The sequence below is a fragment of the Pseudoalteromonas sp. S3776 genome, assembly GCF_005886915.1.
Classification (GTDB): domain Bacteria; phylum Pseudomonadota; class Gammaproteobacteria; order Enterobacterales; family Alteromonadaceae; genus Pseudoalteromonas.
The window spans coordinates 21,670-46,789 of sequence record NZ_PNCU01000015.1 but is presented as its reverse complement, the minus strand read 5'-3'; the positions used below and the strand labels follow the sequence as shown (position 1 = coordinate 46,789).

Annotated in this window: 20 protein-coding genes and 1 pseudogene; 14 read left to right on the top strand and 7 right to left on the bottom strand. The window is 38.0% G+C overall.

Going from position 1 to position 25,120, the window contains the following annotated elements; genetic code table 11:
- Positions 1-117 precede the first annotated feature (117 nt).
- The 9 genes and pseudogenes from CWC16_RS07375 (at position 118) to CWC16_RS07335 (ending at position 10,728) form a co-directional block, all read left to right on the top strand.
- A complete protein-coding gene (locus CWC16_RS07375; protein ID WP_024033620.1) occupies positions 118-507 on the top strand; it encodes a hypothetical protein in 390 nt (129 codons plus the stop codon).
- Positions 508-571: 64 nt separating this feature from the next.
- Complete coding sequence (locus CWC16_RS07370; RefSeq protein ID WP_054982510.1) at positions 572-1,339, top strand: hypothetical protein; 768 nt, start codon at positions 572-574, stop codon at positions 1,337-1,339.
- A 6-nt stretch (positions 1,340-1,345) separates the two neighbouring features.
- Positions 1,346-2,644 (top strand): TadA family conjugal transfer-associated ATPase, encoded by a 1,299-nt coding sequence (locus CWC16_RS07365; RefSeq protein WP_138541066.1) that lies wholly within the window; start codon positions 1,346-1,348, stop codon positions 2,642-2,644.
- The gene (locus CWC16_RS07360) at positions 2,637-3,512 is read left to right on the top strand and encodes a type II secretion system F family protein (RefSeq protein ID WP_138541065.1); all 876 of its coding nucleotides are present in this window, start codon (positions 2,637-2,639) and stop codon (positions 3,510-3,512) included. Before CWC16_RS07365 ends, CWC16_RS07360 begins: the two co-directional genes overlap by 8 nt.
- Entirely contained in the window at positions 3,509-4,324 is an 816-nt protein-coding gene (locus tag CWC16_RS07355) for a type II secretion system F family protein (protein WP_138541064.1), read from the top strand. Before CWC16_RS07360 ends, CWC16_RS07355 begins: the two co-directional genes overlap by 4 nt.
- A gap of 9 nt (positions 4,325-4,333) precedes the next feature.
- The gene (locus CWC16_RS07350; RefSeq protein ID WP_138541063.1) at positions 4,334-5,497 is read left to right on the top strand and encodes a hypothetical protein; all 1,164 of its coding nucleotides are present in this window, start codon (positions 4,334-4,336) and stop codon (positions 5,495-5,497) included.
- Complete coding sequence (locus CWC16_RS20230; RefSeq protein WP_249929192.1) at positions 5,494-8,325, top strand: response regulator; 2,832 nt, start codon at positions 5,494-5,496, stop codon at positions 8,323-8,325. The genes CWC16_RS07350 and CWC16_RS20230 overlap by 4 nt, the downstream gene beginning before the upstream one ends.
- A 335-nt stretch (positions 8,326-8,660) precedes the next feature.
- Positions 8,661-9,485, top strand: coding sequence for an alpha/beta fold hydrolase (locus CWC16_RS07340; RefSeq protein WP_138541062.1), 825 nt, complete (start codon positions 8,661-8,663; stop codon positions 9,483-9,485).
- Between the two features lie 467 nt (positions 9,486-9,952).
- Positions 9,953-10,728 (top strand): annotated as a pseudogene (locus CWC16_RS07335) (DNA/RNA non-specific endonuclease).
- Positions 10,729-11,569: 841 nt separating this feature from the next.
- Here CWC16_RS07335 and CWC16_RS07330 read toward each other — a convergent pair.
- The 6 genes from CWC16_RS07330 to CWC16_RS07305 all read right to left on the bottom strand — a co-directional run bounded on the left by CWC16_RS07330 (position 11,570) and on the right by CWC16_RS07305 (position 18,343).
- Positions 11,570-12,529, bottom strand: a complete 960-nt coding sequence (locus CWC16_RS07330) for a sugar-binding transcriptional regulator (RefSeq protein ID WP_138541061.1) — start codon at positions 12,527-12,529, stop codon at positions 11,570-11,572.
- Between the two features lie 199 nt (positions 12,530-12,728).
- Positions 12,729-13,742: an ABC transporter ATP-binding protein gene (locus CWC16_RS07325; RefSeq protein ID WP_138541060.1), complete on the bottom strand. Its 1,014-nt coding sequence runs from the start codon at positions 13,740-13,742 to the stop codon at positions 12,729-12,731.
- A 10-nt stretch (positions 13,743-13,752) separates the two neighbouring features.
- Positions 13,753-14,583: a carbohydrate ABC transporter permease gene (locus tag CWC16_RS07320; RefSeq protein ID WP_004586533.1), complete on the bottom strand. Its 831-nt coding sequence runs from the start codon at positions 14,581-14,583 to the stop codon at positions 13,753-13,755.
- A 2-nt stretch (positions 14,584-14,585) separates the two neighbouring features.
- The gene (locus CWC16_RS07315) at positions 14,586-15,458 is read right to left on the bottom strand and encodes a carbohydrate ABC transporter permease (protein ID WP_138541059.1); all 873 of its coding nucleotides are present in this window, start codon (positions 15,456-15,458) and stop codon (positions 14,586-14,588) included.
- A 118-nt stretch (positions 15,459-15,576) separates the two neighbouring features.
- The gene (locus CWC16_RS07310; RefSeq protein WP_138541058.1) at positions 15,577-16,881 is read right to left on the bottom strand and encodes an ABC transporter substrate-binding protein; all 1,305 of its coding nucleotides are present in this window, start codon (positions 16,879-16,881) and stop codon (positions 15,577-15,579) included.
- A gap of 139 nt (positions 16,882-17,020) precedes the next feature.
- Entirely contained in the window at positions 17,021-18,343 is a 1,323-nt protein-coding gene (locus CWC16_RS07305; protein WP_138541057.1) for a hypothetical protein, read from the bottom strand.
- Between the two features lie 466 nt (positions 18,344-18,809).
- On the opposite strand from CWC16_RS07305, the gene CWC16_RS07300 reads away from it, so the two are divergent.
- Genes CWC16_RS07300 through CWC16_RS07280 form a run of 5 tightly spaced genes read left to right on the top strand, consistent with a single transcriptional unit; the run spans position 18,810 to position 24,393 of the window.
- Complete coding sequence (locus CWC16_RS07300; RefSeq protein ID WP_029772290.1) at positions 18,810-19,193, top strand: response regulator; 384 nt, start codon at positions 18,810-18,812, stop codon at positions 19,191-19,193.
- A 12-nt stretch (positions 19,194-19,205) separates the two neighbouring features.
- Positions 19,206-20,111 carry an AAA family ATPase gene (locus CWC16_RS07295; protein WP_138541056.1) on the top strand — a complete coding sequence of 302 codons (906 nt, stop codon included), beginning with the start codon at positions 19,206-19,208 and terminating at the stop codon, positions 20,109-20,111.
- Positions 20,095-21,108, top strand: coding sequence for a DUF58 domain-containing protein (locus CWC16_RS07290; protein WP_138541055.1), 1,014 nt, complete (start codon positions 20,095-20,097; stop codon positions 21,106-21,108). Before CWC16_RS07295 ends, CWC16_RS07290 begins: the two co-directional genes overlap by 17 nt.
- A complete protein-coding gene (locus tag CWC16_RS07285) occupies positions 21,101-23,062 on the top strand; it encodes a transglutaminase TgpA family protein (protein ID WP_138541054.1) in 1,962 nt (653 codons plus the stop codon). Before CWC16_RS07290 ends, CWC16_RS07285 begins: the two co-directional genes overlap by 8 nt.
- An 8-nt stretch (positions 23,063-23,070) precedes the next feature.
- Positions 23,071-24,393, top strand: a complete 1,323-nt coding sequence (locus tag CWC16_RS07280; protein WP_138541053.1) for a Na+/H+ antiporter family protein — start codon at positions 23,071-23,073, stop codon at positions 24,391-24,393.
- Between the two features lie 291 nt (positions 24,394-24,684).
- Here the strand turns inward: CWC16_RS07280 and CWC16_RS07275 are convergent, their stop codons facing one another.
- A complete protein-coding gene (locus tag CWC16_RS07275) occupies positions 24,685-25,119 on the bottom strand; it encodes an acyl-CoA thioesterase (protein WP_138541052.1) in 435 nt (144 codons plus the stop codon).
- Between the last annotated feature and the right edge of the window lies 1 nt (position 25,120).

Genomic DNA, 25,120 nt, shown 5'->3' with positions numbered 1-25,120 from the left:
GAAAAGCATATTTTAAATAATAAAAGCAAAGTACTGATTTTTATAGACTTAATAAATGGCACGGTCCTCGCTATATATAAAGTGGGCATAAGCTCTAACACATTTAAGGTGATCATTATGAAAACTATGAAAAGCAACTTAAACGGTAAAAAACAACAAGGCTTTGTACTTACTTCTGAGCTAATTATTCTTTCAACTTCTATGGTGGCAGCGCTGGTAATTGGTTTATCAACCCTACGAGACTCTGTAACCAGCGAGCTTGAAGATGTAGCAGAAGCAATTGGCTCGTTAGATCAAAGCTATGTATTTGATGGCATGATCAACGCCGAAGGCACTGCAGAAATTTCAGGCTCTGGCTATGTTGATGCCGTAGATGTTTACGCAGGCGATGGTAGCTCGTTTACTTTTGTTGCCTCTGACTTTAGTGAAAGTGCTGCACTTATTAATGCAACGCCAAGTGGCGATGCTGCAACACGTACAGCAGCAGGTGGTTCACAAGGTAATTAAATTTATAACTACCTAAATCACACTGCCACAACCGTGTGGCAGTGAAATTTGTCAGGAGGAAATTATGAAAAGTAAAAATAATAAAGGGGCGACTACCGCTGCACTCACCTTACTTATCACCTCTGGCATGTTGGCCTCAGCGCTTGGCATCAGACAAGTAAACGAACAAGACTTAGTTACTGCCTGGGTGGTAAATAAAAATATGTCGGCCGGGCAAGTAGTGAGTGTGCACGACATTGCCCAAAAAGATGTAAACCCTAGTAACTATGCAAATATGGCGCTAAGTATACAAAATCCCCGCGCATTTATTGGTAAGCAATTAGCCACTAATAAAATGGGTGAACAACCACTATTTGAAACAGATTTTATGCAGGTTAAAAGCCAAAATTTATCAGAGGCGATCCCCGCAGGCAGAGTGCTTTACACATTAAAATTAACCACTTTAGATATTCCATTATCGCGGGTGCACAAAGGCGACCGCTTAGATATTGTTGCTAAAACAAACCGGCTTGTAAGAACCGTTGCGCGCGATGTGCAGCTTATTGGCATTTCAAAAGGTCCTGGCAGTAAAGCGCAAAAAAATGGCGTGATGGACAGCCTAGCAAAAAAAGAGCCAGCAACCAGCGCGGGTGTGTCATTAGTGTTGGCTGTACTTCCTAAAGATGTGTATTCGTTAGCCGCAATTGATACCCAAGATAAGGTATCGATAATTGTGCACAGCGCTTATGACATTGAACAAGGTCGCTTACAAAATTTCTCCCAATTACAAACTAGCCGAACAATTCAAGTGGTTAAAGGCGTTAAAAACCAAGCTGTATATGTAGCTAAGTGAGGCGCTATGTTTAATTTATCAAGTAAACCAGAGTCTGTAGAAACCAATTTAAATACCTTTGAATCACTTAAAAAAATTCTCCACGATGCAGTAATTGAAGAATACGAGCAAGACCCAAGTGCTTTACTGAATGATGCGCTGCTTGAAAAAATATCTGCCCTTTGCATTGATATTGACGAATTTGCACAATCATCATTTAACAGCCATCAACAAGCTCAAGTAGTACAAGCCGTTTACGACGAAATACAAGGTTTAGGACCAATAGCACAATTTATGCTGGATGACCAAGTAAGCGATATTTTAATTAACGATACGCAAAATATTTGGATAGATAAGCAAGGTAAATTGCTATGTACAGCCAGTAAGTTTGACGATGAACGTCACTTACGTCGTTTTGTTGATAGATTACTTGATAGTTGCGCTCGACAAGTTAACGCTCTGAATCCCATTGTAGATGGCAAACTAAAAGATGGGAGCAGGGTACATATTGTAGTGCCACCGGCATGCACCAGTGCTGCAATTGTTTCGATTAGAAAATTTAACCACAAAAAAATTAACGATGATTTTTTAATCGACAATAAGTTTTTAAGCAAAAACTGCCTCACTTTTTTAAAAACCGCGGTGGCCTTAGGGGTCAATATTTTAGTGTGTGGTAATGCCGGCGCGGGTAAAACCACTTTGTTAAATGTATTGGCTAATTCAATAAATACTAACGAGCGGGTAGTAACTATAGAAGAAAGTGCAGAGCTAAATTTGCACCATAATCATGTGGTGCAATTAGAGGCGCACGACACCAACAGCGATGGCAAAGGCGCCGTTACCCTGCGCGATTTAGTAAAAGCGGCACTAAGAATGCGCGCCGACAGAATACTTGTAGGCGAAGTACGCGCAGGGGAAGTAATAGACATGCTGCAAGCAATGAACTGCGGGCACCAAGGATCAATGACCACCGTACATGCTAATAGTGCAAGCGATGCGGTTACCCGATTATCAACGCTTGTGCAATTACATAACGCGCAGCTAAGCGACACCCACACCAGCGCATTAATCGCATCAAGCATTCAGTTAATTGTACATGTTTCTCGAAATACAAACGGTGTAAGAACCCTAAAAAGTATTGGCGAAATAAAGCGAGTAGACGGACGTGCGCAATACTCTGCGCTGTATAGCGTAAGCGATACCGAGCAAGTAAATGATAAGGCAATTAGTACCTCAAGCGTGGTGAGCTTTATGCAAAGCCAAGGTGCCAACATAAACGAAATAAGTGCATTACTGCAACCGGCCAGGGAGCGTAATTATGAATAAACTTGATTACTTACTGGCCATAGCAAGTGTTATGTCACTTACTTTAGCACTGAGTGTTTTTATAACACTTAAAGTAAAAACGCACGCTGCAAGTACTAAGCACGAGATCGATGTACTTGAAGAAAAAGACATTATCACAGTGTCACTGCGGGTACTTGGGATTAACATCAGTAATGCTTTATTTATAAGCGTTGCTTGCTCGCTTGCCACCAGTACTTGGTATGTTGCACAGTACTTTTATCCTCAAGCAACTACAAGTGCATTAATTGTTTCTTTGGTTGTATTTATAACCTGCTTTATAGTGATTATTGATTTAGCGCACTATAAATTAGCCAAGTTTGAGCACTTATTTTTAGAGTACATAGAAACCGTACAATCGTGTTTAAGTACTGGGCTTTCACTTGTTCAGGCTATGCAATTTGCCGACGAACACGCCGATAAATACATTAAACCGCAAAGTCATTTATTACTGCAGCGCTTAAATATGGGCAGTGATATACAAAGCTCATTCGCCCCTTTGATTAAACGCTACAACTGCGAAACCGTACGGTTATTTGCACATAGCATAATTACTCATACAAAAAGCCAGTGCGATCTAACTGACATGCTTAAAAGTGTATGCAAAATGATGTCGTTAAGAACGCTAGATCGCCAGCAGCTCAAAGCTAAGCTTTCTGGTACTAAATACGCTGCGCTGTTTAGTGGCGTTTTACCCTACGCTTTAGTGCCTTTATTTAATTACACCGATCCAACCTGGTTCGATCCGCTGTTAAATAACCCCAATGGCATGGCCTTTATTACCGTTGCTGTGCTTTGCCAGTTATTTGGCTTTTTATGGCTTCGCCTAAGCTTGAGGGTAACGCTATGATAGACCTATTTTTATTTGTTGGCTTATTGGTGAGTATGGGTGCATTTATCCATATTCAAAAGCAGTCATTAAAGGCTGAGGTTCAGCAACCTATCAAAACTAATATAAATTGGTATCCATTAATTGTTATTTCAAAAAGCCAATTTAGACAAGCAGGGTATCAGTTAAATAAAATTTTATTGAGCATGTACTGCTTTAAAATGGCCGCCACATTTTGTGCTTATACTGCCATAGAGATCACTGGTTATGTAATAAGTACACCGCTTGTAGCCATTATCTGTTTTATTAGCTTTTTTGCGCCTGATATGTGGTTTTTATTTAAAAAAGGCCAGCGTAAAGTACAAATAAACAATAGCTTAGAGTTTTTTTTAAGTGTGCTGTTAGTGTATATGCGCGCTGGCTTTTCGCTAGAGCGTGCATTTGCTTTAGCGGTTGATCACGGGTTAAGTAAAAAACACCCTTTATATAAAGAGCTTAAATTATTTTTGTTTGAGCTCAGTGCCGGTAAAGACCGCGAAACAGCCTTTAATTCGTTATATGACAGAACAGGGGTCTCGGGTTTAAAAAAATTAGCTAATCTAATGCTTATTGGCTCTAAGCTTGGCACCCCGTTAATACAGGCGGTTGAGTCACAATTAGAAAGCTTTGCGCTTAAAAAAAATATCTTATTAGCTAAAAAAGTAAATAAAAAAGCACTGCATACCACCTTTCCCATTATCTTAATTTGTTTTCCTATGTTTTTAGTACTGGTGTTTTTTCCTGCAGCGCTGCAGGTAATGAATGTACTAAAAATGCTAGTTGAAGTGCTATAGGAGCGCTCTATGAATAAACAATACCAACAGGGCTACATACTCACTATTGAGCTGATTTTAATTATTACCATTTTAATTATTGGCTCAATTGGTGGTGTTATTTTAGTGCGCGATGCACTCATTAAGCGCTATCACACAAAGGTAGATAACCAAATAACAGTGGTTGATGCTAATAACACCCCCTTAGGTATCGCCATTGGGTTTGATGAGCACCAAGCGCCTTTAATTTTTTACACAGACCGCCAAGCAAATGCAACATACCGCGCTTTAATTGGGATACGCGATGACAGGTTCACCTCACGAGAAGCCATTTATTACGATGCGCCTAATTGCCAAGGCAACCCGTGTATAAAAAGTTTAAGTGATGAGTTTTCAGATAGTTTAGGAGTTAGTAACACCGCTAATAGTGGCAATGTAAGTTATATCAATGCGCTACAGCAAGGCCCTAATTATGCCATTGGGCAATTAAGTAACTCCGTAATGGGGCAATTACTAAAAAGTACAGCATTAGCGTGCCCCGCAACAGGTGACGAAATTGTATCGCGCTATATGTCTCAAAAGGTAGTTACTGGTAACCCGTGCGAAAGCTTTTCAATTGCTAAACAGCAAGCCGATAGTAGTTGTTTGATTGGTGTAACTGCACTTGGTAATCCGTTATTAGGCATAGACAGTCAGCAATTATCGCAGTCGTGCAATAGTTGCCAAACAGGGTATGAGCCACAAGGCGATATTCTTGATTTATATTTGCCACAAGTTGAAGTGTTATTAGGAACCGCGCTTGATGCACTGGCGCTGGTAGGTGTAGCAAGCAGTGTAGATGTAGAGCTAGGCAGTATTTGCTGCCCACAAGGTACGCAACTAGAAGAAGATGAAAATATAGTAGAAACACTGGTATTTACTATTTTAGAAACAACCTTTGAGCTGCTAGGTATCGATTTAATAAATAACGACATAATTATTCAAACGCTGGCCCTTATTGGCATAGAGCCTGGCGTGACTTACTGCGAGGCTTCGCTCAATTTAACTTCGGCAGAGCCGGTGTTAAATGCACAAGGCGAACGCGCTTTAAATAACTTACTTCCGCCATTTAGAGTAAAACTTCCATCACATACAAGTGCTAACAGCACGCGTTGGATTTCTACACCGCCGAAAGGTGAAGGAGTGCGCCCATGAACAGCTCATATGTAAATAATATAAATGAATTTAGCAACACACAAATAGATGAAATAAAACAAGAAATAACCGAAACGCTAACCCTAATGAAGCAGTTTTACGATGTTTCTATTGTTAAATTCGTTGATCATAATGCTTTGTATACGCAACAAATTATTAGCTGCGATGACCCATACAAAGCAGACAGTGAATTAAATAGCTTGGCACAAACGTGCACACAAGAAAAACTCTACATTATTGAGGACACCTTATTTGACCCACTAACAAAAGGGCGCTGCCAACAGGTACGCTTTTTCTCTCAATATCCCATTTATAATTTAGATAACAGTTTAATAGGCGTACTGATCATTGCCGATATTTCACCTAAAACACTTATTGGCTCTCAAAAAGAACAATTTGTATCTTTTGCGCAATTACTGCAAACCCAGCTTAATAAGCATTTTACCCCAACTAAGGCAATTAAACCGAGTGAGACAAAATCACTAAATAGATTTGTTCACTTATTTAGCTTAGCGCCGGTGGCCTTTTTAATTGCGCTGGTTATTTGCTCGTTCTCGGCTTTGCTTTTATATACGTTAGATAAAAAAGACAAAAAAAATGCCTATGCCATACAAACTCAGCAGTTAAGGCAAACGCTGTTTGATGCATTAGAGCGCTTTGACAACCAAGCACTTTACATTACTCAAAAAGATAAAATTGTCGCAGGCTTTTTAAAAAGCCAACAAAGTTATACTCAGCAACAATTAAGTGATTTAGTAAAAACGCAGGTATCAAGCAGTTTAACGTATAAAGGTTTTGTTGTATTTGATAATGACTATAAACAACTTGCCATATGGTCTAAAAACAACTTTGATTTAGCAGCTTATGGCTTTACTAATTGGCTAAACGCCTTTTCAATGCGAGCAAATAAACAATCAGTAGAGGTATTTACTGTAGCCGATACAGCGTTTTTAATTTCAGAAATAAATATGGGTAATAGCGCTATTTATACACTCACAGCCTTTGATTTAAGTAAATTTTTAAATGCCATAATAGGTAAGCTAAATACGCAAAATTATAATTTATTTATATCAACCCCTCAGTTTATATTAGGTAGTAGGGGGGAGCTAAATGTTAAAACTATCCCTAACAGCATAAGCGCAGCAAGTAGTCGTTTTCCTGCTACGTGGCGCTTGCATGTGCAACCCATCAAACCGATAACGCCTGCTAATGTATCTAGGTTCGACTTATTTAAACTGGCATTAATTAGCTTAGCTATATTTGCATTTGTTTATTACTTTTTACGTTTACCAAGGCGATTACATGATGAAATTAAACAAAAAAATACCCATATACTTAATAGAGAATCGCTGTTTTCAAGCTCGCTTGATGCACTGCCGCATGGCTTTGCCATTTTTAATAGTAACGAATTTCCGGTAATAACTAATCAGGCATTTAACGAATTGTTTTCTCATGTTATTCAAAATAATAAACAATTAAGTTACAGCCAAATAATGAGTATTTCTCAACAAAACAATATTATTACCCATTATCAAGAACATAATAAATTAGCTAATGAACATAGCCAATTAATAGATATCGGCTTTAGTGATGGCCGCTGGATCACCGTTGTGCAAAGGCATACCGACTTTGGTGGCTTTGTTTGTTACTTTAGAGATGAAACACAAGCGCATCAAAAAGAGTTATTACTTGCCCAAGTAGTAGAAAAATCTAAGCAAGCTAACCAGCTAAAAGATAAATTTGTAGCACGCCTAGCAATGCAATTAAAAGCGCCACTTAGTTCACTGCAATCTATAGTAGAGCTTAATTATAAAAACAGGAAAGCCAATTTTAGCAATGAGTTAGAAAATGCATGTACACAGTTAAGTTGCGTTGTGCAGCAGTTAGTTAATATAAATAAAACCGATACCGGCAAATTAAAGCTTAAAATGAACACAATTAATTTAGCCGACTTACTTAAAAATGCGGCCGATATACTTAATAAAGACTCTGATGATAAAAATATAATTATTAATAACAATGTGCCCATAGATAAAGGCATAAGCAGTGATGAAAAGCTGATTATGCAATTAATTATTCAGCTTGCTAGTGAGCTTATAGAAAGCACACATCAAGGCAAATTGTCGTTAAATTCTGAGCTGATTAACGAGCAAGGTAAACATTATTTGTCGCTGGACTTTTCTATAAATAACTTAGCAAATCAGGGGAGCTTTTATAGTCAGTTACAAATGGTATGCAAACAACAGTCTTTTGAAAGCGATATTAATTTTGATGCTACATTAGAGCTGCGGTTTTTTATCTCAATTTTTAAAATGCTCGGCGGTAAAAATATTACTGTGCACGAGCGCGGGAAAACAACATCTATTAATTTATCGTTATTAGTTAACACCGTAGAATTGTTACCCGTAAGTGCAAACAATCAAGAACCCATTACTGTAACTACAACGCATACAGAATTTAACAACACCAAATCGTTGTTATTAGTTGATGATGAACCGCTCGTAGAAATGGTTATTAGAGCCATGCTGAAAGATGAAAACGTAGCAATAGATTATGCGAGCAATGCAATAGAAGCTATGTTGATGGTGTCGCAAAATAATTACGATATTATTTTAATGGATATTGTTATGCCAGAACTCTCGGGCACAGACGCGATGCTTAAAATAAAAAAACATAACGCAGACAAGCAAACCAAAATTATTGCCCACACTTCAGATTCTGACATAAATAGTAATGCTAAGTATGTTGAACTTGGGTTTGACGACATGCTTGAAAAACCAGTAAAGCAGCAAGTATTAATTAATAAAATTAAGCATTTGCTAAGCTAGTCCAAATTAAAAAATATAAATTTAAAATACACAGGGCCTATTATTTTTAATAGGCCCAAACTGGCAGTAATTATTTCATGTAGCTACTACTTTATTTCATAATTTTAAAAATCAAGGTTATTTTATAACTCTTTATTTTTATTCTTTTCGCTTAACTCAAAATTAACCCTACTTACCATTAATAGCCACAGACCGCGTTTTAAAGCGCTCTCAGATTTTTGTAATTATTTAAACCTCAAAAAAATTATTTAAAAAACAAGCTGGGATGATAATTGCTCATCACTATACATACACAGGTTTATGCTAAATTTTAAATATTGATGAGGATCGTATGTATGAGTAAAACACAAACCATTACCGTTGAAGGCCACAAAATTGCGTATCAAGAAATGGGTGAGGGCACACCTCTACTATTATTACATGGTATTCCGACTAACAAATCGTTATGGCGAAATGTTATGCCAACACTGAGTGAGCAACATCGTGTTATTGCACCTGATTTACTCAATTACGGCGAATCTGATATGCCAATAAATACCGATGTATCAATTAATGCCCAGTGCAAAATAATCAGTCAATTTATGGATGAGCTAGGTATTTCTAAAGCAAACATTGCCTCTCATGATATAGGTGGCGGAATAGCACAACTCATGGCGGTAAATTACCCAGAAAAAGTAAACAGCTTAATATTAATTGATAGTGTTTGCTTTGATTCTTGGCCAATACCCGAGTTTGAACCTTTGCTTGAGCCTGGTGTAGAGCAAGAAACATCGGTTGATGAGTTTGTTGATACGCTAAATGATTTTATGCCAAAAGGTGTATACGATAAAAGCATAATGACCGACGAACTTAAAAAACAGTATTTAAAGCAATGGAGTAATGAGCGAGGTAAAGCAGCGTTATTCACTAATATGCGCCGACTTAATAAAGAGTACACACAAGCAATTGCCGGTGAGCTTAAAAGCTTAAAGCATGAAACCCTCATTTTATGGGGTGATGAAGATAACTTTCAAAAACCTAAATATGCACCTCAGTTAGCTCAAACCTTACCAAATGCAACACTAACTTGGATAGAAAAAGCAGGGCACTGGGTTATTGATGAAAAACCAGAACGAGTAATTTCGTTAATGGGTGAATTTTTGGCTGATAAAAAGTTTTAAAACACGTTAATTTTAAAGGCCTAGTTAGCCACTTTGGCTAATATGTACATAAAACCATGCCGTTTGAGCTGTATTAATTTTTGTATAATTAGTTATTCAAACGGTTTTTTGTTTTATCTATTTTTTAGTATTAAACCATTTAAGTATAAATCGTTATTAATTGCTCAACATTCATACATTAAAAGTGTGCGTATACGCTTTATATCAGGGTGATTACGCATAGAAAGCTACAAAGCACTCAATTTAACATAATGCATGTAAGTGTATAAAAATCCCTTTATTCGCTAGGTCTACAAACAACGTTATTGCGTTAAATATAAGGCGAGGGTAACTGTATACTCGCGACTTATATTAGTAATACCAAAAGCCTAAGACGATATTATTGTATTTATAAACAATTAGTTAGATACATGTTGCTGTAATAATGTACTGTTAATTTTTACCCTCATTTAATTGAGGATAAAACAATGAAGACAATAATAAAGGCATCAATAGTACTTACAGGTTTATGTTTTGCGCACAGTGCAAGTGCAGACAACTGTTTACAAGGTTGCCCAACAGGTTTAGATAATGGCAATACAATTGAGCGAAGTATTTATACTTTAAAAATAATCGTTATACAAAGTTTGCAGATTGGGTGGCTTACCATGTTACGACTAGCACTATGAGTGGACCATCGAGAAGCAGAAGTTGGAAAGCCGATCCAGATCTATACTCACATTACACGTTAGAGCCTAGTGATTACACCGATGCGTATGCAACAATAAATACCGATAGAGGCCATCAAGTTCCATTAGCATCTTTTAGTAATACGGCTGATTGGAAACTAACAAACTTACTTTCTAATATTACGCCGCAATCATCCGCATTAAATCAAGACCCATGGGTTAGGCTTGAATCTGCAGTGCGAAATCACGTAGGAAATGGAAATGATTTATATGTAGTAACAGGTCCATTATACGAATATTATTTTGCAGAGTTACCACAAGCAAATGAAGCACATACCATTCCAAGTGGCTATTTTAAAATTGTTATGCAGCAAACTGGTAGTTCAATTAAAGCGTCGGCATTTATTATGGAGCAATCAGCGAGTCGCAGTGATAACTTTTGTAATACCGAAGTAAGTATTGATGAAGTTGAATCGCGCTCTGGTATAAATGTAATGCCAAACTTATCGTATAACAGTGCACAAACAATTGAATCATCAGTGTATGGTTTAAGGTCTGAACTAGGTTGTAACTAAGTCATATTATTTTTGCGTAAAGCCTTAGGTTTCGAAAAACTTAAATCTAAGGCTTTAATCTAAACCTGATATGAGGCGCGAAAAACCTTGTAGCAGTAAATTAGCTTTAAATAAAATGATTGAAACGACGATTACAAAATTTGAGCCTGTTTAAAAAGGTAATTAATTTTTATAAACGGAGTATAGAGGCAGCTATATGGAATTGATAATTGCTAAGCTTTATAAGATTGAAATGCTACATAAACATTAGCGAAAATATAGGTGTAAAACAATGTAGCGCGTAAGGTGTTGTAAAAGTTACTGCGCATAACAATTTGAACGGTTTTCTGAAATACCAACTTTAAAAAGACAATTACAAAACACCAGAAATAGTGGTTTATACCTAAATAATAGAAGCTACTTACTTTGGTTATGTAATAATTCACATTATTTAACATAATATAAATTATAGGTAGTTATGTATATTGTAATAAGGAGTGTGCAATACACTCCTACTATGTCCAATACTAGACGGTATCGGACATTAAGTTCGTTTATAGCAAACTATGCTTTTTAGTTTATTCCTGATCATTACGCTTTTATTATTCATTACACTCAGCACTTTACTGACTGTATTTCTCACAAAGTACTTTAAACGTTGGTTACTTTAAAATTTTAACGACATTAGCTTTTAGATTGTCACTTGCATCAACGTTCTTTCAACACAGTACTTTTTAAACACGTTTTAAAAAGCCTAAATTTGTTCGTATTTAAAAGGCCTGTTTGTTTTCCTTTTTGAAAATAAAAACTCATTCAGCCAGCTTTACCGTATGTTTTAAAAAGTTGCCTAAAACAACATTGGCTAATCCATACTTAAAATACGTTCTGCGGTGTATTCATTAGTAATTAAACCGCTGATCATATTTGATCTCACAGCACCCAGTATCGCAAGTACTTTATCTTCACCGGCAGCTATGGCATAAATTTGTTTATTACCTTCAATTTTTAGTGGCGTACTGGCAACACGTTGGTTTACAGTGCAATCAATTAATTGGCCGCGTTTGTCGTAAACCCAGCTGATCATTTCGCCAACAGCTCCTAAATTTTGTAGCTCTTTTAGTTCTTGCTCATCAACAAAGCCATCAATATGTAATGGCGATTTTTCGCCTAAGCTACCTACACCCACAAATGTTACATCGGCTTTGGTGGCCAATTTTAAGTTACTGGTAATATTATGTTGTGAATGCAATTGCTGTTTCTCTTCAACACTTCTTGGTAATACAGGAAGCGGCATTGGATAATGCTTTGCATTTATATGCTCGGCCATTCTAACAACTACATCATAAGGTGAAGCCGACCCATCAAGTGCCATGTTACCAAGCATAGCCACTACTTTGTGTTGGCTACAATCTAGCGTTGGCAGTTCATCAACGCATGCACGTAATACGCGCCCAGTACCCATAGCTAAAATTTTCGGTGTTTCTGATTTTAAATGGCGTTGTATTTCAGCTGCGCCGGCTTGCGCTAAACCCACTGTAGAGTTTGGATCTGAGCCATCGCTAGGCACTACTTCACAGGAGTCTAAACCAAAGCGGCTTTTAATTTTTTCTGCTAAATCCATGCATTTAGCAATAGGATGATCAAGCCTTACTTTTATAAGCCCTTGGCTTACAGATAGTGCCACCATACGTTGAGCCGATTGACGAGATACGTTGAGCTTTTTAGCAATTTCGTCTTGTGTTTTACCCGCAACATAATAAAGCCACCCTGCTCTAGCTGCGTCATCGAGCTTACGTATTTCTGTATTTGTTAGCTTTGCCACATAAACCTCTTACTGTCAAAGGAGCCATGCCCTTAGGTTTGTGATACATTTATGGTTAAACCGTTTTAAAACGTTCAATCATTTTATAATATTTGCAAATATATCATTCATTTATAAAATGCCGAAGTGTCACATTAATTTAATAACCAATACTTTAGTTAAAATTGCTATTTCTAAAGTATTGGCTTAAAACGGCGGATTAAACTGTTGGGTTTTTAATCGTTAACCCATTTCTATCAAATCTATGTACCTTGTGCTCAGGCGCACTTAAATAAATTGTGTCGCCATATTTTAGTGGGCAATCGCCGTCTGCTTTTACTGTAACCGTACTGCCACCTTCAATGGTTACATGTAAAAAGCTTTCAGAGCCTAAATGCTCGATTACGCCCACAGTACCTTGCCAAGTGCCTGTCTCAGTTGAAATTTCAAAGTGCTCAGGACGCACACCTAAACTGTGCGTTTGTGCATGGCTATCGTTATCTACTTCAATAAAGTTCATTTTTGGTGAACCAATAAAGCCTGCCACAAATTTATTTACCGGGTGCTGATACAGCTCAAGCGGCGTACCAACTTGCTCAATAATACCACCATTAAATACCGCAATTCTGTCTGCCATTGTCATCGCTTCAACTTGGTCATGTGTTACATAAATCATTGTTGTAGCTAAGCTTTTGTGTAGCTCTGAAATTTCTAAGCGCATATTTACACGCAACGATGCATCTAAATTTGAAAGCGGTTCGTCAAACAAAAATGCCGACGGTTGCCTTACTATTGCGCGCCCTATTGCTACACGTTGGCGCTGCCCGCCCGATAATTGGCCTGGTTTACGGTCTAAGTAATCGGTTAAATTTAGTATTTTAGCGGCATTTGCTATTTTACTTTCAATTTCAGCAGGGCTTACTTTTGCACGCTTTAGTGGAAACGCAATATTATTGCGTACACTCATGTGCGGGTACAAAGCGTATGATTGAAATACCATAGCTAAACCACGTTTTGCCGGTGGCGTCTGTGTTGCATTTTGGCCATCAATCTCAATTGTGCCGCTGGTTGTGTCTTCTAATCCGGCAATCATACGTAGTAATGTTGATTTACCACAGCCCGATGGCCCTACAAATACAATAAATTCGCCGTCTTTTATCTCTAAATCAAGCGGTTTTATTACGTTAACTTCATCAAAACTTTTAGTTACTTTTTTTAGTGTGATGCTGCCCATGTGTGTTCTCCTACTTTACTGCGCCAAAGCTTAAGCCGCGCACTAATTGTTTTTGACTAAACCAACCAAGAATTAATATTGGCACAATGGCCATGGCAGAAGCTGCCGACAACTTGGCGTAAAATAACCCTTCTGGGCTTGAGTAACTGGCAATAAATGCCGTTAGTGGTGCGGCATTTGCAGCGGTTAAAATGAGTGTCCAAAATGCTTCATTCCATGCCAGAATTACGTTTAACAGTAATGTTGAGGCTATGCCAGGTAGTGCGATTGGCAGTAATACATGAAATATTTCTTCGCCAATAGTTGCGCCATCCATTCGTGACGCTTCTAAAATTTCACCCGGAATTTCTCTAAAGTAGGTGTATAACATCCATACCATAATTGGTAAGTTTATTAAGGTCATAACAATAACTAAGCCCAGTTTTGTATCTAACAAAGCAAAGTCTCTAAAGAGTAAATAAATAGGAATTAACACTCCTACCGGCGGGAGCATTTTTGTAGAAAGCATCCACATAAGTAGGTTTTTAGTTTTTTTCGTTTGCACAAACGCCATTGACCACGCGGCTGGTACCGCTATTAATAAGCCCAATAAACTTGAGCCTAGTGATATAACCACAGAGTTCCAAAAGTGGTCAAAATACGGCGATCGCGCTAACACATCTTGGTAGTTTTCCAGTGTCCAATCAAAAGCAAATAACGCGGGTGTGGCTGATATTGCTTCTGCTTCGGTTTTAAAACTGGTGATTAATGTCCACAAAATTGGGAAAAAAATCATACCACTGATGGTCCATGCTGCCAGGGTATAAATTAGTTTTGATTTTTTATTTGCTGCACTAGCCATGATTAACCCTCTAAGTTTTTACCAATAAGGCGCATTAAAAATATGGCTACAATATTGGCAATAATTACTGCAACTATGCCCCCTGCTGAGCCCCCGCCTACATCAAATTGTAATAACGATTGGGTGTAAATTAAGTAGGTAATGTTGGTTGATGCATACCCAGGCCCGCCACTGGTTGTCACTAAAATTTCTGCAAAAATAGACAGTAAAAATATAGTTTCAATTAAAATAACAGCGGTAACTGCGCGTGATAAATGCGGCAGCACTATATAAAAAAACTTACTAAAAGGCCCGGCACCATCTAAATCTGCAGCTTCGAGTTGTTCGCGGTCAAGCGATTGAATTGCCGTCAGTAATATCAACGCAGCAAACGGTAACCACTGCCAAGAAACAATAATAATGATTGAAAACAACGGCATTTGTGCAAAAAAGTCGATTGGCTCAATCCCAAGCCATATTGCAAAATGTGCAAATAATCCGTTCACAGGGTTCATAAACATGTTTTTCCACACCAAAGCCGATACGGTTGGCATAACAAAAAATGGGGCGAGAACCATAATACGAACATAGTTTCGCCCCCATATTGCTTGGTCGAGGAGAACAGCTAATCCAATACCACCACAAATAGTGATAGCTAATACACCCGTTACTAAATAAAGGGTATTAAAAAAGGATTCAACAAATGCAGGATCTGTTAAAAAAAACTCGTAGTTTAAAAAGCCTACAAATTCACGTTCACCAGGAATAAGTAAGTTGTAATCTACAAATGAGAAATAGAGTGTCATGCACAGCGGCACTATCATCCATCCTAGTAATAAAATTACACTAGGAAATAGCATTATGCGTGCAAGCGTACGAGACTGTGTAGTTGCCATATCAGTGACCTTCAAAAAGTCAGCATTAACCTTAGTAACAACGACAAACGGCTACTAGATAACATGCTAATGCTGACGAAAAATACGAGGTAAGCGATAAACTTACCCGCCTACTTATTTATTTTGGGTAGCGCGCTTTACGCATTGTGCGCTCAACTAGGCGTTGTGATGTGCTAAGCGCTTGCTCAACAGTCATTTGCCCAGTAAGTGCAGCTGAAAACTGTTGCCCAACAGCCGTGCCAATGCCTTGAAATTCAGGAATTGCTACAAACTGAATGCCAACATAAGGTACGGGTTTTACAGTAGGATTTTTCGGGTCGGCCGAATTAATAGAATCAAGCGTTATTTGTGCAAACGGTGCTGCATTCATGTATTGCTCGTTTTCATAAAGTGATGCGCGAGTACCCGGTGGTACCTTTGCCCAGCCTTTGTTATCGGCAACTAATTGGCTGTATTCTTTTGATGTAGCCCAGCTAATAAATTTCATTGCAGCATCAGATTTTTTACTGCTTGAAGGAATTGCAAGTGTCCATGACCATAGCCAATTACCACGTTTACCAAGGCCATTATCAGGTGCAAGTGCAAAGCCTACTTTATCAGCTACTTCAGAATCTTTTTTATTGGTTACAAATGCGCCAGCAACCGTTGCATCAATCCAAATACCACATTTACCCGTTTGAAATAACGCTAGGTTTTCGTTAAATCCATTCGCTGACGAACCCGCAGGGCCAGACTCTTTCATAATATCTACATAGTACTGGAGTGTAGCCTTCCACTCTGGGGTGTTAAATTGTGGTTTCCAGTTTTCATCAAACCAACGAGCGCCAAACGAATTTGCCATTGAAGTAATTAAAGCCACATTTTCGCCCCAACCTGCCTTACCACGTAAACAAAGGCCATAAACACCTTCATCTTTATTGGTCATCGCTTTTGCAGCTTTTTGAATAAAGCTCCACGTAGGCGCGTTTGGCATTTCTAAACCGGCTTTTTCCATTAGATCTGTACGGTACATAACCATAGAGCTTTCGCCATAAAATGGGGCCGCGTATAGTTTGTTATCTATCGTTAAACCACTTCGAATAGCAGGTAGTAAGTCATCAACGTCGTAATTTTCACCTAGGTTATCAAGCTCAGTTAGCCAGTTTTGTTTACCCCAAATTGGCACTTCATAGGTGCCAATAGTCATTACGTCGTATTGGCCGCCTTTTGTAGCAACATCGGTTGTTACACGTTGACGTAAAATATTTTCTTCAAGTGTTACCCATTTTAATGAAATATCTGGGTTTTGTTCTTCAAAATGATTGCTTAGCTCTTTCATGGTGATCATGTCACCATTGTTAACAGTGGCAATGGTTATGGTTTCTTTAGCAGCTACGTTAATAGCCATAATTGAACACGCGAGCATTAATAATTTAGTTTTCATCGGGTTAACCCTCATAAATATGTTAAATGACGCTTAAAAAATAACTGTAAAGCGCCTTAGTAAATAAAGCAGTGAGTAATTTCAACGTATTTACAACGCCGAAATTACCTTTAAACCAAACAGTAAGTTAGTAAGCTATTTAAAATTTAACTGAGATTTCTGAGGTGAAACCGTCAAAACCACGGCCAATTTGACCACCTGAGTTTGCGCCTTCTTCTTGGTTTACATACTCAACTTTTAATAGTGTTGAATCAGTAAACCAGTAACCTGCGGCTACTTGTAAGCGCTCAACGGTGTTATCGTTTTGGCTGATTAAATCGGAAGTGTTTTCTGACTCTGCATAGCGCGCGGCTACGTAAAGTTTTTCAGGAATAATGTATTGCTGCGCTTCAACTGCGTAATATTCTACTGAGCTCTCGCCTTTAATTACGCTGTTTGAATCAAATGTGGTGCCGTTTTCGTCTGCTACGCCATTTGTGCCAAAGTAGGTAATACCTGCCACTGCGTTACCTGCAGAGTCTGCAAAGGTGTAATCGTCAGACGATTTACCTAACATTAATATGATGCTGGTTTGATCTGATGGCTGATACGCTAAATTTAATTGAATGATAGACTGATCAAGGCCTGGCATAACACCTACGTGAGTATCACGTTCGCTTGAAGGAGAAGCCGAAAAGTTATAGTTTTCGCCATCACCAAAACGGTAATTTGTTGTAGTAAGTCCATCTAAGCTTGCTACGCCATTTTCAAAACGAAGCTGGTCGCCTTGGTTAGCTTGTAAGTAATTTAAACCAACTTTAAAGCCACCTTCAAACTCTAACGTACCTTGTAAGCGGTAGTTAAAACCTCTATCTTCTTGAAATGCCTCACCAAAACTTGATGTCGTAATATGACCCGCCACGTTGTAAGAACGAAGCACACCACTGTCAAATGTTTCTGTGTAGCTTAATTGTACACCGTTTTCTGCGGTTGCGTAGTCGTTAATGCCGTTACCAATTAAGGCATTACCTTGGTTATCAGCGCCATCTTGAAAACCTTTAAACTGAAATGGAGAGGCACCAATATTACCTAAACGAAGCGTTAGATTTTCGTTTTCGTTTGGTGTGCCGTATAAGCCAAGTAAATCGAATTCGATACCTGCAAAGTCGTTATGGAACGAAAAATCACGGTCGCCGCCGCCAAAATCGTTCGGCTCTTCGGCTATATCAATGTCGGCAGTAATGTATTCATTGATATGAAACTTAAGCATTAAGTTAGCTCTTATACGCCCAAAACCTGATGACTGCTCTTCATCTTCAGGACGAAATGCACCGTCTTTAGCTTGAATAGACTGAAAGTTTTGCATTGCTAGAAAGTTAACGTCAAGGCGGTCAAAGTAATCTGACATATCTGCTTGTGCTGGCGCCGCCAACGCTGCTGCTACTAACGTTAGCGCAAATTTAGCTTTCTTATTATTTAACATAATGAACTCTCTATTTAGTGTGTTGTGTATTTTCAGTGTGCAGCTAAAGCAAATGAGCATTTTACTAAAATGTGTTTTTAAACTTCGCAATGGGCATTGGCTCAGCTAGTGAGCATAATCACAAATGAATAATGTAACGTCAACATCTTTTATTACAAAACATTTACATGAAATCGTATTTATAAAAATTTGCATTTATAAACAAGGATTTAATAGTTTTGAATTTTAAAATAAAATTGCTAATTATGACTAAAGTCTTATTTAAACTGTTCTGTAAAGAACTATTGAAGAGTATTATTTAACATTTATTAACCAATTTAATGGTTTGGGTGTTTAATTAATACGGCAGGTTTAGGTGCGTAAAAGCGCTAATTGGTTGTTTTTTGATTTACTTTCTTGAGCTTATACAGTGCTTAGCATAAAATTAAATTACTTTAGATGTATTATAAATAGAAGTAATTAACATATGGAATTTGTGCGCCCGCTTGAGCCTATACTTATTATTGATGACGTTAAGGAAATACGTGACTACCTAAACCAAATATTAACGGAGCTAGGCTTTGAAGATATTTTAGAAAGCAACGATTACCTTTCTGCTAAACCCCTTCTTGATAAAAAATCACCCAATGTCATATTTTTGGATGTAGACTTACCTGATTCTGAAAGCTCTGATATTCTAGAACACATTAATGATAGTTACCCTCACGCGCACGTTGTTATGTGCTCGGGTCATAACACCCTTGAAAACGTGCAAAACACATGGGAATTAGGTGCCAAAGGCTTTATAGAAAAACCTTTTAACGCTAAAAAAGTTAATTCTGTTATGAAGCGCCTCGAACTAAGCGAATAAAATAAGGTCAGTATGCAAAACACTGTTTCGGCAATTATCGACGATTTATCGAGTGTTATTTTTGGAAAAAAACAACAAATAAAACTAGCACTCACCTGCTTATTCAGTGAAGGACATTTACTGATAGAAGATTTACCAGGTATGGGTAAAACTACGCTCTCACATGCACTTGCTGCTGTGCTAGGGCTGTCGTATCAGCGTATACAATTTACAAGCGATCTTTTACCTGCCGATATTTTAGGAACTAATGTATTTAACGCTAATGAACATACGTTTACATTTCATAAAGGGCCAATTTTTAGCCAAGTTGTATTAGCAGATGAAATAAACCGCGCGGGCCCTAAAACGCAAAGTGCATTACTTGAGGCAATGGAAGAGCAGCAAGTTACAGTAGATGGCAGTAAGTACACATTACCAAATTCTTTTTTTGTAATTGCCACGCAAAACCCGCTTTATCAATCGGGTACTTACCCACTTCCTGAATCGCAGTTAGATCGATTTTTAATGCGCATAAGTTTAGGTTTCCCTCCTAAAGAGGCTGAAAAACACCTTATTTTAAACATTAAACCGCGAGACTACAGCCAATTACCTCAAAGAATAGACGCTAAGCAGCTACAGCAAATTCAAACCTTAATTAATCAAATTGTAATAAGTAGCCCTGTGGTTGACTACATTATTGAATTAGTAACGCATACTCGTCAAAGCGCCGCATTTGCAGGCTCGCTGTCTCCTCGTGCAAGTATGGCGCTTGCCAAAGCGGCTAAGTCGTGGGCATTTATTGAAGGGCGTGATTTTGTCACCCCTGACGATGTACAAGCTGTATTTGCAAGCGTGTGCCAGCACCGATTAGGACTGCATAACGAATCGGGCGAAGCGCAAGTAAATGAAATTTTAAAAACTGTTGCTGTGCCAGTTTAACGTGTTATTTAAAAAAAAAGCTAAAAAAGTCAGTATATTAGGTGCATTTAAAAAGCGTTTACTTAATAAACTACTTAAAAACAAGCATTCAAAGCAATCCATTACGCTGGCTCATAACAATATTTATGTGGTGCCCTCGCAGCTCGGCTTTTACTTTATTGTTGTCGCAATTTTAAATTTTGTTATGGGGATTAATTATCAAAATAACTTAATTTTGGTGATGGCTTATTTAATGTTTGTGGTGATGATTATTGCCGTACTGCTTGGTTATACAAATGCCAAAGGGCTAAAGGTTGAATATATAAAAAGCGTTGCCAGCTTCTCACCAAATAAAGGATCGGTTAAATTTATTTTAAAAGCCCCAACACTTACGCAATCAGTATCGCTTAGCTACTCAAGTGATTCAAAATACGCAAAGCACTTAGCGCAAGTTACGCCCAAAGACAGCTCGTTAATTATTAACCTACCCTATAATACCCGCGGTAAATATCCCCTTAAACGTTTTAAAATACACAGTAATTACCCATTTGGGCTGGTAAGCGTGTGGAGTTATATACAACCCAATGACTCTGTTTATGTTTACCCTGCGCCAGAGCATGTATTAAACGACACTTACAACAATACGTTTGAACATACAACGCAAACAGGCAGTATTAAAGAGAGCGGCAGCGAAGAGTTTGATGAGCTAATTACGCATTTACCAGAAATGGGACTGCAGCGAATTTCATGGAAACATTACGCTAAATCGCAGCAGTTACTCGTAAAAGAATTTAGTGATTATAAAAAGTCCGATATTGTTTTTGATTTTAACCAGCTAACGGGTAATACCGAGCAACGCTTGAGTCAGCTTTGCTTTTTAGTGTGTAATGCATGCGAAAACAACACACCGTTTACACTCATTTTGCCCTCAGCAAGTTACAAAGCAACCAATGACACGCACGATAAATCACAGTGTTTAGCACTTCTGAGCGAATTCGGCGGAGCAAATAATGGCTGAGCTATTAAATTACCGGGCAATAAATTTAGCAATGAGCTTTATCTATGCCTGTTTGTTTGCGTTTTATTTATCGCATATGCCCATACTGTTTATTGGGGTTTTATCGATGTTATGCCTGTGGAACGTGTACTTAACACTGACTGACACACCCAAACCTAACGCGTGGCTTGCAAATATTTTGGCTGGTTTAGCTTTAATATTAATGATTTACACCCTAGGTATAGGCGATACAGTAATATTGTTTGTTGCTATGTTATTGCTCTCTAGTATTTTTAAACTACTGCAGGCTAAAACAAAAAAGCATTACCATATTATTGTTACACTTACGTTTTTTTCTATTTCATCGGCGTATTTGTTTAACCAAAGCATAATAACTACCTTAACTATGAGCGCCCTATTTTTACTCAACTTTGCGGTATTGAGCTTAATTGAATCTTCTCATAGTTTAAAATTAGCCTCTAAACAAAGTGCTAAGCTGTTATTTATTGCTTTGCCCTTAGCTATATTTTTGTTGTTGTTTTTACCTAAAATGCCCTCTTTTTGGCAATTACCTGGGCCAAAGCTTGCTAAAACAGGCCTCTCTGAACAGGTTGATCCGTTTGATATTGCAAAGTTGTCTAATTCTGATGAACTGGTTTTTAGAGCCCGCTTTGATAATAAAACGTCTGCCTCGCCTTATTATTGGCGCGCACTTGTGCACGACACCTTTGATGGTAAAGCGTGGAAAACATCTGATTTACTAAAATATAATAATCAAAGCGCCGATCCCGATAAAAAAATATTAGTACAAAGTACCTATACTATTATTGCCGAGCCTGCTAATCAAAAGTGGCTATATGGGCTTAATTACGCTACCAGTAATAATAAAAATGTTGAAAGTAATGCGTTAGGGCTGTTACGAAAAAAGCAATATCAAGCTAAAAGCTTGCAGTATCAGGTATCAAGTGCAGCACTGAGTACAGAGCAGCTATCAAATTGGCAAACCACTTATTACACACGCTTAAATAACCAAACAAACCAACAAGCAGCCAAACTTGCAGCCACACTTAAACAATCAACAACGTCGCAAATCGACTTTTATAATGCATTGCTTAACTACTTTGCTAAACAAGAATTTAGTTACACGTTAACCCCTGAGCCTATGACGGGTGACAGCACTATTGATCAATTTTTATTTGATAAAAAACGCGGCTTTTGCGGCCATTACGCCAGTGCAGCAGCCTATATTTTTAGAAGCGCCGGTATTCCCGCGCGCTTGGCCAGTGGGTATTTAGGTGGCGAAAAAAATCAATCAAATAACTATTTATCGGTTCGCCAATACGATGCCCACGCCTGGGTTGAAGTGTATATTAATAATCAGTGGCAAATTTTTGATGCCACAGCGGTGGTAGCCCCCGAGCGTTTAAATGGTTCACTTTCACAAAACGAAGAACTCAATGATGAATTTAAAAGTAATCTTGATTTTGGCTTAGTGAGTTTAAGTAACTTTGCAGCCGTTAATTGGTTAAGGCTCAAACTAGAAACCCTTGATTACCAATGGACTAGCTGGGTACTTGGCTTTGACGAAGAAAAACAAAGTAACTTTTTAAAATCACTTTTTGGTAGTAAACACCTTTGGTTGGTACCTTTAGCGGTTATTTTAGGATTTGCTTTTAGCTTTGCTGCTTATTTTATTTATTTAAATTGGCCACGCAATAAAAGTAAGCGCCCGCCGTTAGTTGCAGAATTTGAAGCCATTATGCATTGGGCAAATAAAAACAACATAACGGCGCCTAGTCACTATTCTCCTAATCAGCAGCTAATATACTTTGCAGAGCAAAGCCCTGAGGCGGCTGCACCTTTAAGCGAATTTAGCTATTTATTTAATCAAGTGCGCTACGCTAAAAAACCTTTTACTAAAGAACGTAAAAATCAGGCTAAAGATCTGATAAAATTAATTAAATCTTCAAAATAGAGAAAACTATGAATGCGGTTGTTATAGGCGTTATTTTAATGCTTGGGCTCTCCTTAGCCCGTGTAAATGTCATTGTAGCTATGATAATTAGTGCACTTGTAGCCGGTTTAACAGCGGGTTTAGGCATAAAAGAAAGTGTTGATGCATTTAATTCTGGCCTATCTGCTGGCGCTGAAATTGCTTTAAGTTACGCAATGTTAGGTGCCTTTGCAGTGGCTATTTCAAAATCGGGATTAACCCGTATCCTTGCCGAAAAGCTATTAAACAAAGTGAATGCACAAGGTGCAGGCAGCGAAACCTTTTTAAGCTATTTTATTTTATTAATTATATTAGCCTTTGCTGTTTCTTCTCAAAATCTAGTGCCTGTACACATTGCTTTTATCCCTATTTTAATTCCCCCTTTGCTCGTTGTATTTAATCAACTACGCCTGGACCGCCGCGCCATTGCCTGTATATTAACGTTTGGTTTAGCTACCTCTTACATGGTATTGCCTTATGGATTTGGTGGCATTTACTTATATTCTATTTTGCATAAAAACTTAGTTGATAACGGCCTAGAAATTGTAAACACACAAGTGCCTATGGCAATGATTATTCCTGCCTGTGGTATGTTAATTGGTTTAATTATTGCGGTGTTTATAAGTTACGTTAAGCGCCGTGACTACAATGCGCAACCGTTAACAACACAAAGTAAAGCTACCGACATTGAGAAACCAAAAAAAGTGATGATAGTCGGTTTATTTGCTGTGATTTCATCACTAGTTGCACAAAACCTAAGTGGCTCAATGATATTGGGCGGCCTTGTAGGTGTAATGATATTTAGTGTATTTGGCGTTGTTAAGTGGGAAGAAAACGGCGACGTATTTAGTAAAGGAGTCGCCATGATGGCGATGATTGGTTTTATTATGATTTCGGCCCAAGGATTTGCTTCAGTAATGAAAGCAACTGGTGATGTAGCAAGTTTAGTACACAGTGGCGCTGCGTTATTTGATGGCAATAAGCCCCTTGCTGCAGCAGCTATTTTGTTAGTGGGATTATTGATAACAATGGGGATTGGTAGTTCGTTTTCTACAGTGCCCATTATTGCTACCTTATTTGTGCCTTTGTGCTTAGATTTAGGTTTCTCGGTTATGGCAACCGCAGCTTTAGTAGGCACAGCCGGTGCATTAGGTGATGCGGGCTCTCCAGCCTCTGACTCTACACTTGGGCCAACCTCGGGTTTAAATGCCGATGGCCAACATGACCATATAAGAGACTCTGTAATCCCAACCTTTATGCATTTTAATATTCCTCTACTTATATTTGGTTGGATTGCGGCTATGGTGCTTTAATACTTTTGCACTTATGGTTTGTTGGATAGTTCATTATTTTTAAGGCATGTATTTCATGCCTTTTTTATATCTACCCTATTGTGAACATAAGATTTATATATTTTTATAGTTGTTAAGATTGGTCATATATTAAATTTAGTATGATGTGTTCTTTTACCGCAATTAAATAAGCACCTTAATTGGTGCTTATTTAATTGCGAATTTACGCATCTATGGCTTGTTTTTTGTAGGTAAATTCAACACAATTAACGCTGAAAATAGCTTTTAGAGATTGGTATATTATCCGATGCTCTACTTATCAAAGCCATAAATCATTTTATTGCACACAACCGGTGTGGGTCTGTGGTCATCATCAACGGCTACAAATGTAAAACTACCTGAAATAGCAGAGTGTTTATCATCTTTATGCATGGTTTCAATGCATATATCCACATCTACCTTTAAAGAGGTATTACCCACGTGAACAACTTTAGCAATAAGTTCAGCAAAAGAACCTACTGGAATTGCTTCTTTAAAATCAACCCTATCTGATGAAATAGTCACTAAGGGCTTACGGCAAAAACGAGTAGCAGCAATAAAAGCTACTTCGTCCATCCATGCTAAAGCATCACCACCAAATAATGTATTGTGATGGTTAGTACGCCCAGGAAACACAGTTTTGGTTACCGAGGTGGTTGAGTCTTTAATACGCTTTGCAATAATTGCATCACGGTTTGTTTCTGTCATA

Excerpts from the sequence above, each read along its gene's own strand:
- CWC16_RS07320 (WP_004586533.1), bottom strand. The coding sequence starts at position 14,583 with ATGGCTAGTGCAGCAAATAAAAAATCAAAACTAATTTATACCCTGGCA.
- CWC16_RS07340 (WP_138541062.1), top strand. The coding sequence starts at position 8,661 with ATGAGTAAAACACAAACCATTACCGTTGAAGGCCACAAAATTGCGTAT.
- CWC16_RS07285 (WP_138541054.1), top strand. The coding sequence starts at position 21,101 with ATGGCTGAGCTATTAAATTACCGGGCAATAAATTTAGCAATGAGCTTT.
- CWC16_RS07300 (WP_029772290.1), top strand. The coding sequence starts at position 18,810 with ATGGAATTTGTGCGCCCGCTTGAGCCTATACTTATTATTGATGACGTT.
- CWC16_RS07295 (WP_138541056.1), top strand. The coding sequence starts at position 19,206 with ATGCAAAACACTGTTTCGGCAATTATCGACGATTTATCGAGTGTTATT.
- CWC16_RS07315 (WP_138541059.1), bottom strand. The coding sequence starts at position 15,458 with ATGGCAACTACACAGTCTCGTACGCTTGCACGCATAATGCTATTTCCT.
- CWC16_RS07305 (WP_138541057.1), bottom strand. The coding sequence starts at position 18,343 with ATGTTAAATAATAAGAAAGCTAAATTTGCGCTAACGTTAGTAGCAGCA.
- CWC16_RS07360 (WP_138541065.1), top strand. The coding sequence starts at position 2,637 with ATGAATAAACTTGATTACTTACTGGCCATAGCAAGTGTTATGTCACTT.
- CWC16_RS07325 (WP_138541060.1), bottom strand. The coding sequence starts at position 13,742 with ATGGGCAGCATCACACTAAAAAAAGTAACTAAAAGTTTTGATGAAGTT.
- CWC16_RS07350 (WP_138541063.1), top strand. The coding sequence starts at position 4,334 with ATGAATAAACAATACCAACAGGGCTACATACTCACTATTGAGCTGATT.
- CWC16_RS07375 (WP_024033620.1), top strand. The coding sequence starts at position 118 with ATGAAAACTATGAAAAGCAACTTAAACGGTAAAAAACAACAAGGCTTT.
- CWC16_RS07275 (WP_138541052.1), bottom strand. The coding sequence starts at position 25,119 with ATGACAGAAACAAACCGTGATGCAATTATTGCAAAGCGTATTAAAGAC.
- CWC16_RS20230 (WP_249929192.1), top strand. The coding sequence starts at position 5,494 with ATGAACAGCTCATATGTAAATAATATAAATGAATTTAGCAACACACAA.
- CWC16_RS07310 (WP_138541058.1), bottom strand. The coding sequence starts at position 16,881 with ATGAAAACTAAATTATTAATGCTCGCGTGTTCAATTATGGCTATTAAC.
- CWC16_RS07370 (WP_054982510.1), top strand. The coding sequence starts at position 572 with ATGAAAAGTAAAAATAATAAAGGGGCGACTACCGCTGCACTCACCTTA.
- CWC16_RS07280 (WP_138541053.1), top strand. The coding sequence starts at position 23,071 with ATGAATGCGGTTGTTATAGGCGTTATTTTAATGCTTGGGCTCTCCTTA.
- CWC16_RS07355 (WP_138541064.1), top strand. The coding sequence starts at position 3,509 with ATGATAGACCTATTTTTATTTGTTGGCTTATTGGTGAGTATGGGTGCA.
- CWC16_RS07365 (WP_138541066.1), top strand. The coding sequence starts at position 1,346 with ATGTTTAATTTATCAAGTAAACCAGAGTCTGTAGAAACCAATTTAAAT.